The 16606-nt window shown below is 70.9% G+C and carries 14 protein-coding genes and 2 pseudogenes; 15 read left to right on the forward strand and 1 reads right to left on the reverse strand.

The window, feature by feature from the left end; translation table 11 throughout:
• From Athai_RS13590 to Athai_RS13655, 14 genes and pseudogenes are all read left to right on the forward strand, one after another.
• A pseudogene (locus tag Athai_RS13590) lies at positions 1–1107 on the forward strand (glycosyltransferase family 4 protein); the annotation flags it as partial.
• 259 nt (positions 1108–1366) lie between these two features.
• On the forward strand, positions 1367–1903 hold the full coding sequence (locus Athai_RS13595; protein WP_203965651.1) for a hypothetical protein: 537 nt from the start codon (positions 1367–1369) through the stop codon (positions 1901–1903).
• A gap of 236 nt (positions 1904–2139) precedes the next feature.
• Positions 2140–3063 (forward strand): pyridoxal 5'-phosphate synthase lyase subunit PdxS, encoded by a 924-nt coding sequence (gene pdxS / locus Athai_RS13600; RefSeq protein ID WP_203961826.1) that lies wholly within the window; start codon positions 2140–2142, stop codon positions 3061–3063.
• A 50-nt stretch (positions 3064–3113) separates the two neighbouring features.
• Entirely contained in the window at positions 3114–3728 is a 615-nt protein-coding gene (gene pdxT / locus Athai_RS13605; RefSeq protein WP_420829829.1) for a pyridoxal 5'-phosphate synthase glutaminase subunit PdxT, read from the forward strand.
• A 135-nt stretch (positions 3729–3863) separates the two neighbouring features.
• The gene (locus Athai_RS13610) at positions 3864–4613 is read left to right on the forward strand and encodes a YebC/PmpR family DNA-binding transcriptional regulator (RefSeq protein ID WP_203961827.1); all 750 of its coding nucleotides are present in this window, start codon (positions 3864–3866) and stop codon (positions 4611–4613) included.
• A 91-nt stretch (positions 4614–4704) separates the two neighbouring features.
• Positions 4705–5247: a crossover junction endodeoxyribonuclease RuvC gene (gene ruvC, locus Athai_RS13615; protein WP_203961828.1), complete on the forward strand. Its 543-nt coding sequence runs from the start codon at positions 4705–4707 to the stop codon at positions 5245–5247.
• Complete coding sequence (gene ruvA / locus Athai_RS13620) at positions 5244–5870, forward strand: Holliday junction branch migration protein RuvA (RefSeq protein ID WP_203961829.1); 627 nt, start codon at positions 5244–5246, stop codon at positions 5868–5870. The genes ruvC and ruvA overlap by 4 nt, the downstream gene beginning before the upstream one ends.
• 34 nt (positions 5871–5904) lie before the next feature.
• A complete protein-coding gene (ruvB, locus tag Athai_RS13625) occupies positions 5905–6978 on the forward strand; it encodes a Holliday junction branch migration DNA helicase RuvB (RefSeq protein ID WP_203961830.1) in 1074 nt (357 codons plus the stop codon).
• Between the two features lie 156 nt (positions 6979–7134).
• A pseudogene (gene yajC / locus Athai_RS13630) lies at positions 7135–7419 on the forward strand (preprotein translocase subunit YajC); the annotation flags it as partial.
• A 398-nt stretch (positions 7420–7817) separates the two neighbouring features.
• On the forward strand, positions 7818–9719 hold the full coding sequence (secD, locus tag Athai_RS13635; RefSeq protein ID WP_203965655.1) for a protein translocase subunit SecD: 1902 nt from the start codon (positions 7818–7820) through the stop codon (positions 9717–9719).
• A 1-nt stretch (position 9720) separates the two neighbouring features.
• Entirely contained in the window at positions 9721–10935 is a 1215-nt protein-coding gene (gene secF / locus Athai_RS13640; protein ID WP_203961832.1) for a protein translocase subunit SecF, read from the forward strand.
• 50 nt (positions 10936–10985) lie between these two features.
• Positions 10986–11585: an adenine phosphoribosyltransferase gene (locus Athai_RS13645; protein ID WP_203965657.1), complete on the forward strand. Its 600-nt coding sequence runs from the start codon at positions 10986–10988 to the stop codon at positions 11583–11585.
• 195 nt (positions 11586–11780) lie between these two features.
• Complete coding sequence (locus Athai_RS13650) at positions 11781–14159, forward strand: RelA/SpoT family protein (RefSeq protein ID WP_203961833.1); 2379 nt, start codon at positions 11781–11783, stop codon at positions 14157–14159.
• A gap of 94 nt (positions 14160–14253) precedes the next feature.
• Positions 14254–14424: a hypothetical protein gene (locus tag Athai_RS13655; protein ID WP_203961834.1), complete on the forward strand. Its 171-nt coding sequence runs from the start codon at positions 14254–14256 to the stop codon at positions 14422–14424.
• Between the two features lie 109 nt (positions 14425–14533).
• Here Athai_RS13655 and Athai_RS13660 read toward each other — a convergent pair whose 3' ends face one another.
• Entirely contained in the window at positions 14534–15403 is an 870-nt protein-coding gene (locus tag Athai_RS13660) for a peptidylprolyl isomerase (protein WP_239156918.1), read from the reverse strand.
• A gap of 392 nt (positions 15404–15795) precedes the next feature.
• Between Athai_RS13660 and Athai_RS13665 the strand changes: the two genes are divergently transcribed.
• Positions 15796–16533 (forward strand): MBL fold metallo-hydrolase, encoded by a 738-nt coding sequence (locus tag Athai_RS13665; RefSeq protein WP_203961835.1) that lies wholly within the window; start codon positions 15796–15798, stop codon positions 16531–16533.
• The last annotated feature ends 73 nt before the right edge of the window (positions 16534–16606 follow it).

Consider the following 16606-nt stretch of genomic DNA (forward strand, 5'->3'; position numbering starts at 1 on the left):
ATGCGCGTCGGCATCGTCTGCCCGTTCTCCTTCGACGTACCCGGGGGAGTCCAGTGGCACGTGCGCGACCTCGCCGAGACGCTGATCGCGCTCGGTCACCGGGTCAGCGTGCTCGCGCCGGCCGAGGACGAGACCCGGCTGCCCGACTACGTCGTACCGGCCGGTCGGGCGGTTCCGTTGCGTTACAACGGATCCGTGGCTCGGGTGTCGTTCGGGCCGATCTCGGCCACCCGGGTCCGGCGGTGGCTGTCGGCCGGCCGGTTCGACGTGCTGCACGTGCACGAGCCGATGTCGCCGAGCCTGTCGCTGCTGGCCTGCCTGGCGGCGCGCGGCCCGGTGGTCGCCACGTTCCACTTCGCCACCGGCGGCCGGTCCAAGGCGCTGGCCGCCGCGCAGGGCGCGCTGCAACTGGTCCTGGAGAAGATCACCGCCCGGATCGCGGTCAGCGCGCTGGCCCGCCGCGCCCAGGTGGAACACCTCGGCGGTGGCGCGGTCGAGATCCCCAACGGGGTGCTGATCGAGCGGTACGCGCACGCCAGGCCGCTGCCCGGCTGGGACCACGACGGGACGACCGTCGGCTTCCTCGGCCGGTTCACCGAGCCACGCAAGGGGTTCGACATCCTCGTCGCGGCACTGGCCGGCCTCGTTGCCGAGCGGCCCAGGCTGCGGCTGCTGGTGGCCGGCCCGGGTGACGAGGACGAGCTGTACCAGCGGCTGCCCGAGGTGCTGCGCGACCGGGTGACCTTCCTCGGCCGGGTCAGCGAGGACGACAAGGCCCGAATGCTGCGCTCGGTCGACGTGTACTGCGCGCCCAACACCGGCGGCGAGTCGTTCGGGATGATCCTCACCGAGGCGATGGCGGCCGGCACCACGGTGCTCGCGAGCGATCTGGACGCGTTCCGGCGGGTACTGGACAACGGCACCGCCGGCGCGCTGTTCCGAACCGGCGACTCCGGCTCGCTGGCCGCCGAGCTCGGACCGCTGCTCGACGACGCGCCCCGGCGGGCCGCGCTCGCCGCTCGCGGTACCGAGATCGTCGCCAGCTACGACTGGCCGGTCGTGGCCCAGCGGGTGCTGGAGGTGTACAACTCGGCCATCGAGGCCACCAGCAACGCGCCGACGGTGCGCGGCGACGACCCGACGCTGGCGCAGCGGCTCGCCGCGGTACTGCGAGACACCGGCAACGAGGCCGGCGGGTCGCCGCCGGACGGTCCGCCGGTCGCCGAGCCGTGGCCGGAAGGCAGCCGGCGCGGTCCCCGCCGCAGGCTGCGCGGGGCGACCAGCCGGCAGCGCTGAGTCGAGATCGCCGCCCCGACGGGTGGCTGGGCGGGCCGCGAGCGGTGCCCGTACCTGCCGGCCGGTTACCATTCCCGACGTGTGGTGGCTGGTCGGAGTCGTCGTCCTGGTGGTCCTGGTCGCCACCTACCTGACCTGGCTGGCGGCCCGGGTCGACAGGTTGCATGCCCGCGCCGCCGGTGCCAGCTCGGCGCTGGACGCGCAGCTGCGCCGTCGGGCCGTGCTCGCCGCCGGTCTCGCCGAGGCGGCCCTGCGCGAGCGGGGTGACGCGTGGGCGGGCCAGGCGGCCACGGTGCGGGGTGCCGCCCGGGTCGCGGTGGACAGCGCGCCGCCAGACCGGGAGGCCGCCGAGAACGATCTGACCCGGCTGCTGCGCGAGCTGCCGCTGGCGCCGGACGAACCCGACGTGACGGCGCTGGACGCCGCGTCGCGACGGGTGGCGCTGGCCCGCCAGGTACACACCGATCTGGTCCGGGACGCGCTCGCGGTGCGCACCCGGCGGATCGTCCGGCTGCTGCGGTTGGCCCGCCGCCATCCGCGGCCCAGCTACTTCGACATCGACGACCCCGGACCGGTCGCTCCGGCCACCCCGCTGCCGACGCCGTGACCTGGCCGGCGGGGTTCGTCCTGTTCAGCGCCCGGTCGGGCAGCTTGTGAGGCGCGCCTCTCACCGCTGGGGCAACCGTCCCCGATGGGTAGGATGAAGGTGCTGTCGGCGCGGCCGACCAGGCCCCGGCATCGCCTCGCGCGGCCCCGGTGCCCGGGTGGCGGCGGAAGGGCAGCCGTCCGGCGCAGGTCGGACCCCGGCAGACATGGACGATCAGGAAAAGGAGCGCGTCGGTCGTGACCACCGAGCCCACTTCCGAAAGCGGCGCGACGAGCGCGCCCGGCACCGGTACCGCCCGCGTCAAGCGCGGGATGGCGGAGATGCTCAAGGGCGGCGTGATCATGGACGTCGTGACCGCCGAGCAGGCCAAGATCGCCGAGGACGCCGGCGCGGTGGCGGTGATGGCGCTGGAGCGGGTGCCGGCCGACATCCGCGCGCAGGGCGGCGTGGCCCGGATGAGCGACCCCGATCTGATCGACGGCATCGTCGGCGCGGTGTCGATTCCGGTGATGGCCAAGGCCCGGATCGGGCACTTCGTCGAGGCGCAGGTCTTGCAGTCGCTCGGCGTCGACTACATCGACGAGTCCGAGGTGCTGACCCCGGCCGACTACGCCAACCACATCGACAAGTGGCAGTTCACCGTGCCGTTCGTGTGTGGCGCGACGAACCTGGGCGAGGCGCTGCGGCGGCTCACCGAGGGTGCGGCGATGATCCGCTCCAAGGGCGAGGCCGGCACCGGCGACGTGTCCAACGCGACCACCCACATGCGCCGGATCCGGGCCGAGATCGCCCGGCTGACCTCGATGAGCGCCGACGAGCTGTTCGTCGCGGCCAAGGAGCTGCAGGCGCCGTACGAGCTGGTCGCCGAGGTCGCCCGGACCGGCAAGCTGCCGGTCGTGCTGTTCACCGCCGGCGGCATCGCCACCCCGGCCGACGCGGCGATGATGATGCAGCTCGGCGCCGAGGGCGTGTTCGTCGGCTCCGGCATCTTCAAGTCCGGTGACCCGGCCAAGCGTGCCGCGGCGATCGTCAAGGCCACCACCTTCCACGACGACCCGGACGTGATCGCGAAGGTGTCCCGGGGGCTCGGTGAGGCGATGGTCGGCATCAACGTCGACGACATCCCCGAGCCGCACCGGCTCGCCGAGCGCGGCTGGTGACCCAGCCGGTGACCAGCACCAGCCTGCACGCCGATCTCGGTGCCGGTGACATCGACGCACCGCTGGTCGTCGGCGTGCTCGCGCTGCAGGGCGACGTCCGCGAGCACCTTCGGGCGATCGCGGGTGACGGGGTCACCGCGCTGCCGGTGCGCCGGCCGGCCGAGCTGGCCGCGGTGGACGCGCTGGTGATCCCCGGCGGCGAGTCGACCACGATGTCGAACCTCGCGATCGCGTTCGACCTGCTCGACCCGTTGCGGCAACGGATCGCCGCGGGGATGCCCACCTACGGCTCGTGCGCCGGCATGATCATGCTCGCCGACACCGTGCTGGACGGCCGGGCGGACCAGCAGACCTTCGGTGGCATCGACATGGTGGTGCGGCGTAACGCGTTCGGCCGGCAGGTCGACTCGTTCGAGAGCTCGGTGGAGTTCGCCGACATCGGCGGTGCACCGTTCCATGCGGTGTTCATCCGGGCGCCGTGGGTCGAATCGGTCGGGCCCGAGGTCGAGGTGCTCGCCCGGGTGGCCGGCGGTGCCGCGGACGGTAGGATCGTTGCGGTACGACAGGGCAATCTGCTCGCCACCGCATTCCATCCGGAGCTGACCGGCGACCTGCGGGTGCACCGGCACTTCGTGCAGTTGGCGCGGGCGGCACGCACGCACTGACCCGCGGCCCGGCCTCCGACGTGGCCGAGGCGCGCGGTGGCGTGCATGATCACGAGGGCGGAAACGCCGTGCGAGCGGCATATGGCATGCTGTTGCGCGCGAAGACGGTGGGCGCCGTCGGGGACGGAGAGGTGAATGTCCGGGCACTCCAAGTGGGCCACGACGAAGCACAAGAAGGCGGTCATCGACGCCAAGCGCGGCAAGATGTTCGCCAAGCTGATCAAGAACGTCGAGGTCGCGGCGCGCACCGGTGGCGGTGATCCGGCCGGCAATCCCACGCTGTACGACGCAATCCAGAAGGCCAAGAAGAACTCGGTCCCGAACGACAACATCGACCGTGCGGTCAAGCGCGGCTCCGGCCAGGAGGGCGGCGGCGCCGACTGGCAGACGATCATGTACGAGGGGTACGGCCCGAACGGCGTCGCGCTGCTGATCGAGTGCCTGACCGACAACCGCAACCGGGCCGCCGGTGAGGTGCGCACGGCGCTGACCCGCAACGGTGGCAACCTCGCCGACGCCGGCAGCGTGTCGTACCTGTTCAACCGCAAGGGTGTGGTGATCGTCGGCAAGGGCGAGCTGACCGAGGACGACGTGCTCGTCGCGGTGCTGGACGCCGGCGCCGAGGAGGTCAACGACCTCGGCGAGGAGTTCGAGGTGGTCAGCGAGGCGACCGATCTGGTCGCGGTGCGCACCGCGTTGCAGGAGGCCGGCATCGACTACGAGTCGGCCGACGCGAGCTTCCTCGCCAGTGTCAACGTGCCGCTGGAGGCGGACGGCGCGCGCAAGGTGTTCAAGCTGGTCGACGCGCTGGAAGACTGCGACGACGTGCAGAACGTCTACACCAATGCGGACGTGCCGGACGAGGTGCTGGCGGCGATCGACTGACCTGCGCCGAGCGACCGCGTGTCGCAGCGGCGGCCGTCCCCGCCGCAACCGGTACAGTCCTCCTCGAACGTTCGTTCGAGGAGGACTGGTCGTGTTGGTGCTCGGGATCGACCCCGGCCTGACCCGGTGTGGCGTCGGTGTCGTGACCGGGCGACCCGGCGGGTCCTGCTCGCTGGTGGCGGTCGAGGTGGTCCGCACCCCGTCCGACGCCGAGCTACCCCACCGGCTGCTCACGCTGGATCGTCGACTCGGCGAGCTGGTCGCCGAGCACGCGCCCGACGCGGTGGCGGTCGAGCGGGTGTTCAGCCAGCACAACACCCAGACCGTGATCGGTACCGCGCAGGCCAGCGCGGTCGCGGTGCTGGCCGGGGCGCGCGCCGGCCTGCCGGTCACCACGTACACGCCGAGCGAGGCGAAGGCGGCGATCACCGGCTCGGGTACCGCAGACAAGGCGCAGGTCACCGCGATGGTGACCCGGCTGCTGCGGCTCGCCGATCCGCCCCGGCCGGCGGATGCGGCGGACGCGCTGGCGTTGGCCATCTGTCACATCTGGCGGGGCAGCGCGAAGGCCCGGCTGGCCGCGGCGGCCGGTGGCGGGGTACGGCCGAGTCGGGGATGGGGAGGGCGGAGATGATCTCCAGTGTTCGCGGGCGGGTCACCGCGGTGGGGCCGAACGAGGCGGTGGTCGACATCGGCGGCGCCGCCGGCGGCCTCGGGTTCGCCGTGCAGTGCGCCCCGGCGACCCTGGCCACCCTGCAGGTCGGCACCGAGACCACGCTGCACACCAGCCTGGTGGTCCGGGAGGACTCGCTCACCCTGTACGGGTTCGCCGCGCCCGCCGAGCGCGGCCTGTTCGAGCTGTTGCAGACCGCGTCCGGGGTGGGGCCGAAGCTCGCCCAGGCGATCATCGCGGTGCTCGACCCGCTGACCGTCCGGCGCGCCCTGGCCAGCGGTGACGTCGCCACCCTGACCCGGGTGCCGGGGGTGGGGAAGAAGTCGGCCGAGCGGATGATCCTGGAGCTGCGCGAGCGGATCGGGCCGGTCCCGTCCGCCGAACCGGCGGCCGTGGCGACCGCCGCCCCGGCCGCCGCCTGGCAGGACCAGGTCACGCAGGGGCTGGTCGGCCTCGGCTGGTCCGGCCGGGACGCCGCCGCCGCGATCGCGGCGGTGGCCGAGTCGCTGCCCGAGGGCGAGCCGGTTCCGGCGATGCCGGTCCTGCTTCGCCAGGCGATCCGCCAGTTGGGGCGGACCAAGTGACGGCCGCCGTGGCCCGTCGCGGCGGGTGCCGCCGATGAGCGCCGACGGCGAGTCGAGCCCGGTCTCGGCGTATGCGGCGGACGAGGAGCACGACGCCGAGGTCAACGTGCGGCCCCGGCGGCTGGCCGAGTTCATCGCCCAGGACCGGGTCCGGGAGCAGCTCCAGTTGCTGCTGGCCGGCGCGGCCCGCCGCGGCGACCCGCCGGACCACATCCTGCTCGCCGGTCCTCCGGGGCTCGGTAAGACCACCCTGGCGAACATCGTCGCGGCCGAGCTCGGCGCGGCGCTTCGGGTGACCAGCGGTCCGGCCATCGAACGCTCCGGTGATCTTGCCGCGCTGCTGACCAGCCTCGGCCCGGGCGACGTGCTGTTCATCGACGAGATCCACCGCATCGCCCGTCCAGCCGAGGAGCTGCTGTACAGCGCGATGGAGGACTTCCGGGTCGACGTGGTCGTGGGCAAGGGGCCGGGTGCCACCGCGATCCCGCTGGACGTGGAACCGTTCACGCTGGTCGGGGCCACCACCCGGTCGGGCCTGCTGACCAGCCCGATGCGCGACCGGTTCGGGTTCGTCGCACATCTCGACTTCTACACTCCGGCGCAGCTGGACGCGCTGCTCGTCCGTTCGGCCCGGATCCTGGGTGTCGCGCTCACCCCGGAGGGCGCGGTGGAGATCGCCGGCCGTTCCCGGGGTACCCCGCGCATCGCCAACCGGCTGCTGCGCCGGGTCCGGGACTTCGCCGAGGTCCGGGCGGACGGGGTGATCACCCGCGAGGTGGCGTTTGCCGCGCTCCGGGTCTACGACGTGGACGAACGGGGCCTCGACCGGCTCGATCGGGCGGTCCTGACCGCGCTGGTCGGCTCGTTCGGCGGCGGTCCGGTGGGACTGACCACCTTGGCGGTGGCGGTCGGCGAGCAACCGGATACTGTCGAGGAGGTGTGTGAGCCGTACCTGGTCCGTGCGGGCCTGCTGGCCCGGACACCGCGAGGCCGGGTGGCGACTCCGGCGGCCTGGACTCATCTGGGCCGCACACCGCCGCCGGGCACGTTCGGTACCGCGCCGGATCAGGACGCGCCGGACGAACAACCAGATCTGTTCGATACGTGAGCCGTGATCGGACCGTGACCTACGCCGCTCAGGGTTCCCGAAGTCTGACCGGCTAGACTCCGGCCGGTCTACACCAAAGAATTATGGGGAAGGTCACCAGTGCATTTCGCACAGCCCTTGGCGGCATCTAGCAGCGGCGGTGGCAGCAGCTGGACGATGATCCTGCTGTTCGTCTTGATGATCGTTGCCATGTATTTCCTGCTCATTCGCCCGCAGCAGAAGCGCAAGCGCGAACAGCAGCAGATGCAGTCCAACGCCGGAATCGGCGCCGAGATCATGACGCTCGGCGGGCTCTACGGCACGATCGTCGACACCGACGACGAGTCGATCACCATCGAGGTTGCCCCCGGCGTCACCAACCGGTACGCCAAGGGTGCGATCGCCCGCGTGGTCACGCCGGCCGACCAGGTCGCCGACGAGGCGGACGAGGACGACGAGATCGACGAGGAGTACGTCGAGGAGTCGGACGAGGCGGTGGAGCCCGAGCTGGCCGAGACCGTCGAGGAGCCGGCCGACGACGACGCGTCGGTGCAGAAGACCAAGAAGAAGGAGGAGGTCGCCGCCAGCAACCAGGGGTTGCCGCGCGACCCGACCGCCAACTGACCCGCCGATCCGGCCCGCCGCGTCCAGCGCCGACGTCGGCGCTCGGGTGCTGCGCGGCGAGCCCGGTCGGTGCGCGGGCGCTGTTCGCGATACTGCACAATCAGCTCTGAACGTCGCGCCGGGCAACTTTCGGCGCGTGCCCGGCCGGTCCCCGCTCGGGGTGGACGGGGGCCGGATGACCATCTGGGGACCTAGGTAGGAGACATCACGTCGTGGCACCACCTCCGAAGGGTCGGATGCATCCGTCCCGCTATCTGGCCGTGCTTGGCGGCATCTTTGTCGTTCTGTACGCGCTGGTGTTCTTCACCGGGCCGGGCTCCATCGGCGACGTGCATCAGAAGCTGAAGCCTCGGCTCGGGCTGGACCTGGTCGGTGGCACGACGTTGACGCTGATCGCGCAGACCACCGACGGCAAGCCGCCGCCGAAGACCAGTCTCGAAGAGGCTCGCAACATCATCGAGCAGCGGGTCAACGGCCTCGGTATCGCCGAGCCGGAGGTGGTCACCGAGGGAAACCAGAACATCGTCGTCTCGGTGGCGGGCCAGAACAGCGACGCGATCAAGCAGGTCGGGCAGCCGGCCCAGCTGCGGTTCCGTAAGGTCATCAACGCGACGCAGGACCAGGGCCCGACCGCTTCGCCCACCCCGAAGCCGAGCGCCAGTTCCAGCGGCAAGCCGAAGGCGTCCGGCAGCGCGACCCCGTCCGGCAGCGTGAAGCCGTCGGCGAGCAAGACGCCGTCGGCGACCCCGTCGGCGAGCAAGAGCGCCCAGTCCAGCAAGAGCCCGTCGGCGAGCAGCACGCCGTCCGCGGCGGCCAGCCCGAGCACCGACAACACCAACGTCGGTACGAACAAGGCGGCCCAGAAGAAGCTGCTGGCGAAGGTGCAGAAGAAGCTGGGGGCGACCTACCAGCTGGCGCAGCAGGTGACCAGCCCGGACCAGGTGGCCCAGGGCGGCGCGCAGGCGGAACAGGCGCTCAAGGGGTTCCGCAAGCTCAGCCCGGCCGAGGTCTCGGTGCTGCCGACGACGATGCAGTTCAACATCCCGCAGATCAGCTGCAAGCAGCTGAACAACCGCCCGGCCGGCTCGATCGACAACGAGAACGCGCAGGTCGTCTCCTGCGACTCCGGGCAGAAGCTGTTGCTGGACAAGGCGAAGGTCCTCGGGACCGACGTCAAGAGCGCCGACTACACCTACGACAACCAGGCCGGCGGCTGGAAGGTCACCCTGTCGTTCAAGGGCAAGGGTCAGTCCAAGTGGACGAACCTGACCAAGGAGGCCTACGACAACTCCGGCAAGACCAAGTGCGAGCAGGCCGCGCTGGGTGCGGAGGGGCACTGCCGGGTCGCCATCGTGCTGGACACCAAGGTCGTGTCGTCCCCGCAGATCACCTCGGTGATCGCGGGTGACGCGGAGATCACCGGTGGGTTCAGCCAGTCGCAGGCGACGCTGCTGGCCAACCAGTTGAAGTTCGGTGCGCTGCCGCTGACGTTCCACCAGGGCGAGGCGAACCAGGTCTCGGCCTCGCTGGGGACCAGCCAACTGGAGGCCGGGCTGATCGCGGCCGCGATCGGCCTGCTGATCGTGATCATCTACTCGCTGTTCTACTACCGGCTGCTCGGCATCGTGATCTTCCTGAGCCTGGTGCTGTCCGGGTTGCTGGTGTTCGCGGCGTTGATCCTGCTCGGCCGCAACCCCGGGTTGACCCTGACCCTTGCCGGCTTCGCGGGATTCGTGGTGTCGTTGGGTGTGGCTGCCGACTCGTTCGTCATCTACTTCGAACGGCTCAAGGACGAGATCCGGGACGGCCGAAGTCCGCGCAGCGCGGTGCCTCGAGCCTGGGCGCGCGCCCGCCGGACGATCATCTCGGCCAACGCGATCACCATTCTGTGTGCCGCGGTGCTCTACTTCCTGTCCGCCGGGTCGGTGAAGGGTTTCGCGTTCGCGCTGGGGCTCGCCACCATCCTGGACCTGATCGTGGTGTTCCTGTTCCGGCACCCGATCATGACCCTGTTCGCCCGCAGCAAGGCGTTCCTGTCGCCGCGGGTGTCGGGCCTGGGTCGGGTGCTCGACCAGCAACGGTCCGAGGAGAAGCCGACCCGCCGCCGCTCCGGTCGCACCGAGACGAAGGAGGCCTGAGATGAGCAAGAAACGCCACGGCCTCGCGCACCGGTTGTACATGGGGCAGGCCGGCCTCAACATCATCGGCCATCGCAAGTGGTTCTACCTGGTCACGCTGGTGATCCTGATCGTCGGGCTGACGAGCTTCTTCGTTCGCGGCTTCCACCTGGGCATCGACTTCCGCGGTGGTGAGCAGTTCCAGATCCCGAAGACGTCGTCGGTGAGCCTGGAGGACGCGAAGAAGGCGGTCACCGACGGCGGCGCGGTGGTCATCACCGGCCAGTCGGTCGGCGGGACGCACCCGACGTACCTGATCAAGACCGAGAGCCTGAGCGTCGGCGCGGCGGAGAAGGTCAAGACGACCATCAGCCAGGACCTGAACATCCCGGCGAACCAGATCAGCGAGAACTCGGTGTCCGGCGCCTGGGGTGCGCAGATCACCCAGAAGGCCGGCATCGCGCTGATCGTGTTCCTGGCCCTGGTGGTCGTCTATCTGATCTTCAGATTCGAGTGGCGAATGGCCGTCGCGGCGTTCGCCTCGCTCATCCACGACCTGTTCGTGGCGGCGACCGTCTACTCGATCGTGGGCTGGGAGGTCACCCCGAACACCGTCATCGGGCTGCTGACCATCCTCGGGTTCTCGCTGTACGACCTGGTCGTGGTGTTCGACAAGGTGCACGAGAACACCCGGGGCATCACCGCGAGCAGCCGGATGACCTACGGCGAGGCCACCAACCTGGCGATCAACCAGACCCTGATGCGCTCGATCAACACCACGGTGATCTCGCTGCTGCCGGTCGCGGGCCTGCTGTTCATCGGTGCCGGGTTGCTCGGCGCCGGGACGCTCAAGGACCTGGGCCTGGTGCTGTTCGTCGGCATGCTCTCCGGCACCTACTCGTCGATCTTCCTGGCCGCGCCGGTCCTGGTGGACCTGAAGATGCGCGACTCGCGTTATCGGGCCCACGCGGCGCGGGTGCTCGCCCGGCGGGCTGCCGGCGACACCGGCGGCCGCCGCCGGCGCGCCGACAAGACCAAGGCGGACGGGGAGTCGGCGAGCGACGAGGCGGCGGACACGGACGAGAAGTCGGAGGACAAGCCCGGCGCCGATCGGGTGCTCGCCGGCTCGGCGCCGCGTCCGGGTGCCCGGCCGACCAACCGGCCGGCGGCGCGTCGGCGCAGCGGCCGAGGCGGCTCCTCCGGTGGCAACCGTCCCGGTACCAAGCGCAAGTCCTGACGACGACGGCACGAGGGTAGGTACGCCAGGTGACCCGGGTTGACCCAGGCATCGAGCCCGGCGACGGGCCGGACGCTGGTGTCGGTACGCCGACCGACGCCGCCGCGCCACACGGGGACAGCGGCGCGGCGGTGGCCGCGGCGGTGGCCAAGCACGTTCTGGACGTACCGGACTTTCCCGAAACCGGGGTGACGTTCAAGGACCTCACCCCGCTGTTCGCCGACCCGGACGGGTTCCGGCACGTGATCGACGCGGTCGTCGAACATCACGGACCGGACTCGTTCGACGTTGTGGCCGGGATCGAGGCGCGCGGGTTCGTCATCGCCGCCGCGGTCGCCTACGCGACCGGGACCGGTGTGGTGCCGGTGCGCAAGGCCGGCAAGCTGCCCCGCCGCACCATCTCCGCCTCGTACTCGCTGGAGTACGGCACGGCCACGCTGGAGGTGCACGAGGACGCGTTCCACCGCGGCGAGCGGGTCCTGGTGGTCGACGACGTGCTCGCCACCGGCGGTACCGCCGAGGCGACGCTGCACCTGGTGGAACGGGCCGGTGGCAGCGTCGCGGGCTTCAGCGTGCTGCTGGAGCTGGGTTTCCTGCAGGGCCGACAACGGCTCGCGCCGCGTCCGGTGCACGCCCTGCTGACCCTCTGAGCGGGCTCGTCGGGCTTGCCCGGCATGCCGGTGACGCCCGCCCGAGTGCCGTCCCGGCCCGCTTGTCGCCGACCTCGTGGTGTCGACCGAGCCGCGGGATACGATGGGCACTCGGATCCGCGGAACAGACCGTGGGCCGCGCCGCGTCGCCTTCCCAGGGGTGTGTGTTGACCGAGCAGAGCTCAGGAGAGCCAGGTGTCTGAGCGCAGCGTGCGGCCGGACCGCAGCACCGAAGCGGCCGGCCCCGCCGCCTCGCCGCCGGCCACTCCGGGCGGGGCGCCAGCCGACGAGCCGGCCGTTTCGTCGTCGGCGCTGTCCAGCGCGCCGACCGGCCGGCGGGTGCGGGCGCGGCTGGCCCGGTTCAACGCGCCCTGGCAGACTCCGCAGGTTTCCGAGGTGCTGGAGCCGCTGGTCGCCACGCATCGGGCGAGCCACCCGAAGGCCGACGTGCGGGAGCTGCAGCACGCCTACGACGTGGCCGCGCGCTACCACAGCGGTCAGTTCCGCAAGTCCGGCGATCCGTACATCACGCATCCGCTGGCGGTCGCGCAGATCCTGTCCGAGCTGGGCATGGACACGACCACGCTGGTGGCGGCGTTGTTGCACGACACCATCGAGGACACCAGCTACACGCTCGCCGACATGCAGCGCGACTTCGGCGGCGAGGTGGCGCTGCTGGTCGACGGCGTCACCAAGCTCGACAAGGTCAAGCTGGGCGATGCGGCGAAGGCGGAGACGATCCGCAAGATGGTCATCGCGATGGCCAAGGATCCCCGGGTGCTGGTGATCAAGCTGGCCGACCGGTTGCACAACATGCGCACGCTGACGTTCCTGCCGCGCCCGAAGCAGGAGCAGAAGGCCCGGGAGACGCTGGAGATCCTGGCTCCGCTGGCGCACCGGCTGGGGATGAACACGATCAAGTGGGAGCTGGAGGATCTGGCCTTCGCGACCCTCTACCCGAAGCGGTACGAGGAGATCGCGCGCCTGGTCGCCGACCACACCCCGCAGCGCGACGGACTGCTCAACGAGGTCACCGAGAAGGTCAAGACCGATCTGCGCGGCGCGAAGCTCAAGGCGCAGGTGGTCGGCCGGCCCAAGCACCTCTACTCCGTCTACCAGAAGATGATCGTGCGCGGCCGCGACTTCACCGATATCTACGACCTGGTCGGGGTTCGGGTGCTGGTCGACACGGTGCGTGATTGCTATGCGGCACTCGGTGTGGTTCACGCGAACTGGCAGCCCGTCCCGGGCCGGTTCAAGGACTACATCGCGATGCCGAAGTTCAACATGTACCAGTCGCTGCACACCACCGTGATCGGTCCGACCGGCAAGCCGGTGGAGCTGCAGATCCGCACCTTCGCGATGCACCGCACCGCGGAGTACGGCATCGCCGCGCACTGGAAGTACAAGGAGAACAAGGACGCCACCATCGTCGGTCCGCCGGCGCACATCGACGAGATGGCGTGGCTGCGCCAGCTGCTCGACTGGCAGCGGGAGGCGAGCGACCCGAGCGAGTTCCTCGACTCGCTGCGCTACGACCTGTCCAGCCAGGAGGTGTACGTCTTCACGCCGAAGGGCGACGTGATCGCGTTGCCGAAGGGCTCGACTCCGGTCGACTTCGCCTACGCGGTGCACACCGAGGTCGGGCACAAGTGCATCGGCGCCCGGGTCAACGGCAAGCTGGTGCCGCTGGAGTCGCAGCTGTCCAACGGCGACGTGGTGGAGATCTTCACCTCCAAGTCGGAGACGGCCGGCCCGTCGCACGACTGGCTCGGATTCGTGGCGAGCCCGCGGGCCCGCACCAAGATCCGGCAGTACTTCAACAAGGAGCGCCGGGAAGAGGCGATCGAGACCGGCAAGGACGAGATCGTCCGCGCCATGCGCAAGCAGGGGCTGCCGCTGCAGCGGATGCTCACCGCCGACGCGCTCACCGCGATCGCCCGCGACCTGCACCACACCGACGTGTCCAGCTTGTATGCGGCGGTGGGGGAGAACCAGGTCTCGGCGCAGGCCGTGGTGCAGCGGCTGGTCGCGGCGTACGGCGGGGAGGAAGGCGCGGTCGAGGACATCGCCGAGACCGCGGTGCCGACCCGGCCGCCCCGCAACCGGGGCCGGTCGTACGACCCGGGTGTGATGGTGTCGGGCATCAGCGACGTGTGGGTGAAGCTCGCCCGCTGCTGCACCCCGGTGCCGGGGGACGACATCCTCGGGTTCGTCACGCACTCGGGCGGCATCAGCGTGCACCGCACCGACTGCACCAACGCCGCCGAGCTGCGTCGCCAGCCGCACCGGCTGGTCGAGGTGGCCTGGAAGCCGAGCGCCGCGTCGACGTTCCTGGTGGCGATCCAGGTCGAGGCGCTGGACCGGCACCGGCTGCTCGCCGACGTGACCAAGGTGTTGAGCGAGGAGAAGGTCAACATCCTGTCCGCAACGGTCACCACCACCCGCGACCGGGTCGCGGTCAGCCGCTTCACCTTCGAGATGGCCGACCCGAAACACCTCGGTCACCTGCTCAAGACGGTGCGCAAGGTCGACGGGGTGTACGACGCCTATCGGGTCACCTCCGGCGCCTGATCGGTCCGTCCGTCACAGCGTGTGCGCTCGCTTGACCTGCGCCGACCACCTACCATGGACGATCCGTGACCATCGGTGGACTTCGGAGGCGAGCATGAGTGAGGACCGTGAGCAGTCCACTCCCGGTCCTGCCGACCCGACGGCCCGCCCGGCCCTGCCGCGGCGGTCCCCGACCCGGACCGGCAACCATCGCGCGCCGGACCTGGACGGCCCGGACGAGGGTGAGCTCGCCGCGATCCTGCGCCACCTGCACACCGAACTCTGACCCGGCGGTCCACCCGGTCCGGGCCGGCACCCCGCCACCCGCCCAGCCGCGGACAGCGAACGGGCCGGCGCCGCAGCAGCGGCACCGGCCCGTTCTTCGTCGCGGGTGGTCAGCTCTTGTTGCTGGCCGAGGTCGACGGGGTCGGCGAGGAGGTCGCCGGCGCGGAGACCCGCAGGGAGGAGATCTTCACCTTCTCCTTCGGCGCGCCGTCGCCCTTGCTGGCGTTGGCGCCGGTGACGCCCTTGTTCGCGATCGCCTGGACCTTGTCGAGGCCCTTGCTGACGGTGCCGATCACCGAGTACGAGGCGGGCAGGTCACTGTCGCCGTACACGATGAAGAACTGGCTGGAGCCGCTGCCCGCCTGGCCGGTGTTCGCCACGGCGACGGTCCCGGCCGGGTAGGTCGGCTTCTTGCCGGTCGGCAGGTTCTCGTCCTTGACCGTGTAGGTCGGGCCGCCGGAGCCGGTGCCGGACGGGTCGCCGCACTGCAGCACCTCCAGCCCGGACGCCTTGGTGGTCAGCCGGTGGCAGGTGGTGTTGTCGAAGAACTTCTTGCTCGCCAGGTAGGCGAAGCTGTTGACGTTGCAGGGCGCCTTGGCGGTGTCCAGCTTGACGTCGATCTCGCCCCGGTTGGTCTTGATCGTCATCGTCTGGGTGCCGGTCTTCGGCACGTCGCTGTTGCTCGGCATGCCGACGTCCTTGAGCTTCTGCCCGGACTTCGCCGTCGCCTTGGTGTAGCAGCTGCCGGCCGCGGCGGCGGTGGCGCTGGGCTTCGCCTTCGCCTTCGCGCTGCCGTTGTCCTTGCCACTCTTGGCCCAGACGACGACGCCGGTCAGCCCGCCGACGACGATCACGGCCGCCGCGATCCCGACGATCGCCAGGACCTGCCGGCGCTTGCGCGCCGCCGCGGCGCGACGGGCCATCTGGCGTTCGAGCTTGGCGCGGGCCAACGCGCGCTGGCGGTTCCTACTGGAAGCCAACGTCAGCTCCCCTCCCCGGTCGGACTGCAAGGACAATACGGGACTCGGATGGTACGAAACGGCGCGTCTGCCGCCGGCGGAAGGGCCGAACGAGGAGGTTGTGCCGGGTGTACCCGTGGGTGTCGCCGCGCACGGCGGTGGGACCCAGCGTCAAAGGTTAACCAACTGTGATCGGAGCGCGCGCGGACCGGGCGGAACAAATACGTAACGGATCACCCGAAGACGGCTGGGCGGCCCGCCGGACCGCTGCTCGGTACGGCGTCGTCGCTGGGTAGGCTGGTCGGGTATCGCATCGCCCATCCCGCGTCCGCGCGCATCCGGCCGGTGCCGCGCCGCGGGCCCCGGGCGTGGTCGCCCACGCGGCGCCGCGCCGCGGGTACAGGAAGGACGTCATGTTCGTCGCCGGGTTCCCGTCCGCCGCGTTCGGCACGAACTGCTACGTGCTCGCCCCGGCCGTCGGCGAGCAGTGCGTGATCGTCGACCCCGGTTACCAGGTGGCCGACGAACTGGCCGAGGTGGTCGCCGAGTTCCGGTTGCGTCCGGTCGCGGTGCTGTTGACGCACGGCCACCTCGATCACACGTTCTCGGTGGTGCCGGTCTGCAAGGCGAACGACGTCACCGCCTACGTGCACCCGGCCGACCGGGCGATGCTCGCCGATCCGACCGTGGGGCTGTCCCCGGAGCTGGTCGCCGCGCTGCACCAGTTGCCGGACGGCATGGTCGACACCGAGCCCGCCGATGTCGCGGAGCTCACCGACGGTGCGACGCTGTCGCTGGCCGGGCTGACCCTGGCCGTCGACCATGCGCCCGGCCATACCGAGGGGTCGGTGATGTTCCGTCTGCCCGGTGGGGTGCGGCGCGTCGGTGCGCAGCTGCCTCCCGAGCAGGCCGAGCTGGCTGAGGCCAGCGAGGTCTGCCTGACCGGGGACGTGCTCTTCGCCGGCTCGGTAGGACGCGTGGACATGCCCGGCGGGTCCGCCGCGGCGATGGCCGACAGCCTGCGGCGCCGGGTGCTGCCGCTGGCCGACACCGTCGCCGTCCTGCCCGGGCACGGGCCGCACACCACGATCGGCCGCGAGCGGCGCACCAATCCGTACCTGCTGGATCCGGGCGTGCTCGCGGCCACCTGACACGTCGTCGAAGATCCGTTTCGCGCGCCACCGGCGATCAGCCGGGCCGGGTCGCGTCGTACGCCGAGGAGCG

The sequence above is a fragment of the Actinocatenispora thailandica genome, from assembly GCF_016865425.1.
Lineage (GTDB): Bacteria > Actinomycetota > Actinomycetes > Mycobacteriales > Micromonosporaceae > Actinocatenispora > Actinocatenispora thailandica.